Raw genomic sequence first — 1,649 nt, 5'->3', positions numbered from 1 at the left:
AGAAATCTCCTATGATGAAAATCTGCTACAGAAAGGCAAAAAGTCCTAAAAAGCGTGGTAATAGATTATATAAAGTTATAATATATAAATGACTAAGCAAAAGGTGACCATGTTTTCTTAATTTTCCTTTGCAGATCAGAAGAGGAAACAGGCTCTGCTGGGGAGCAACCTGCCAGCAATGTGATCTGCCGAATCAGATAATAAAAGAAGTCTCTGTAACAGGAGACTTTTTTATTTTATCTTTTTCGCCTATGGCTAAGAAAACCTTCACCGATTTTCAATTACGTTAATGCACCGATAAATAACAATCAATCTCCTATAAGCAGACACCATTACGGGCCGCAGCATCGCGTTTAAATTATTTGATAAAATGATAACCGTAGTCTTATACAAAGCAGACACCTCAAAAGGGGCTGCGGATTTCTCATTCCGGTTTATCATCTGATAACAAAACAGATTGTTTTATCCTGCACTTTTGTTGTTTATTATTTCACAACCGCTATTACATACGGGCATTCGTTTTTCATTACATACCGAATCCGGTTAAGCATTTTTTTAGCTATCCTGATGATGGCATTGTTCTTTTTCATCCTTTTACAGTAATTATTATAAGGCATCGTCAAGGCGGGATCTGTACGTACAGCTGTCCAACTGGCTTCAATGAGTTTTTCCCTGAGCTGATGATTGGCCCGCCTGGTCAGACCTGATACTTTTTCTTTATCACCAGTGCTGTGAGTATTGGGCACAAGGCCAACGTAATCGCATAAAGCATCGAACGATTTAAACCTGTTCACATCGCCCACTTCTGTTACAAATAACAAAGCGGTAATCTCGCCCACGCCGGGAATTGTCCTGATCAGGGTTATTCTTTCCTTATAACGCGCCTGCCTGGACAAAATACGCACCTGCCTGGTGGCGGCCAATACCATGCTCCTGGCCTGTAGGTAACCCTGAAGTTTAAGGTCAAGGGCTGTCCTTGCCGAAGGACTCAATGACAGATTTTTAAGCCAGTTGGTAAAATTATTTGACCAATAACGGCCCTCTGATTCACCGAACGTTATCCCCTGGAAGTGAAGCCAACCCCGGATCCTGTTTTTATATCTCGTCTGATCTTTTACCGTTTGATTGTATGTGCGAATAATATCCCGGTCATCCTGTTGTTCAATACAGGGAATAAAAATACCGGTAAGGTCTCCTTTACTTAGTGACTGACTTAATTTCCGGCAATCAACGGTGTCTGATTTACGCTGTTTTTCCTTACCTGTCGTGGGTACATCGGCCGGGTTTACAACGATGCAGTTAATCCCTGCATTACTAAATTCCCGCTGATGACTGAAACCGCAAAATCCGGCTTCATAAACTACGTGGTAGTCCGCTGATGGGTAATTACGCTTAAGATAAGTACTTAATTCTCCCGCCGATGGGTTCTGCGAAAACGTCCTGAGTTCCATTTGTTCACTACGGATGCTTACCTTTCAGGATTTCTTATGGACATCTATCCCCGCAAAAATCTTTTGCCCGCTAAAATCTAATTGTGTAACTTGTTGCATGAGTTCTTGATTTAAAGTGTTTGTTCTTAGTTGTTTACTTTAATCTACAACCTTTTTTTCAAGAACTCTTCTTTAACTGTTTCATGCATACGATCTTAT

The 1,649-nt window shown here is 40.9% G+C and carries 1 protein-coding gene; it reads right to left on the bottom strand.

Annotation, left to right across the window (positions count from 1 at the left end):
- Nucleotides 1-485: 485 nt before the first annotated feature.
- The gene (locus tag ABIC84_RS27465; protein WP_429265632.1) at nt 486-1,451 is read right to left on the bottom strand and encodes an IS110 family transposase; all 966 of its coding nucleotides are present in this window, start codon (nt 1,449-1,451) and stop codon (nt 486-488) included.
- Nucleotides 1,452-1,649 lie beyond the last annotated feature (198 nt).

The sequence above is a fragment of the Mucilaginibacter sp. 3215 genome, from assembly GCF_050433785.1.
In the GTDB taxonomy this organism is placed as follows: Bacteria; Bacteroidota; Bacteroidia; order Sphingobacteriales; family Sphingobacteriaceae; genus Mucilaginibacter.
This window is presented reverse-complemented; position numbering and strand designations above follow the sequence as displayed.